The organism is Vibrio sp. 10N.222.49.C9, from assembly GCF_041474985.1.
Classification (GTDB): domain Bacteria; phylum Pseudomonadota; class Gammaproteobacteria; order Enterobacterales; family Vibrionaceae; genus Vibrio; species Vibrio crassostreae_C.
On record NZ_JBFRVD010000313.1, the window covers coordinates 1 to 286 of the forward strand.

General features: G+C 42.0%; 1 pseudogene. It reads left to right on the forward strand.

The annotated features are described in order from the left end of the window. Window positions 1–220: pseudogene (locus AB4585_RS23290) on the forward strand (low molecular weight phosphotyrosine protein phosphatase); the annotation flags it as partial. Window positions 221–286 lie beyond the last annotated feature (66 nt).

Below are 286 nucleotides of genomic sequence, written 5' to 3' on the forward strand. Positions count from 1 at the left end.
CTATTACTTTGACCAAATACTGGCAGCGGACAAACAAAACCTCGCAGACCTTCAAGGTATCTGTCCTAGCGAGTATCAATACAAATTGGCTTTGTTTCTTAAAGGTGCAGACCTAGAAACTGATGAAATTCCCGATCCTTATTATGGTGGTGAACAAGGGTTTGAACATGTGCTTGATCTCATAGAAAGTGGCAGCGACAAAATACTTTCTCAGTTGTAACTTGCTCTGATGGTAATAGGGGAAGCCGGAGTAGGTTTCCCTTTTGCAACAGGGATGATGTATAAG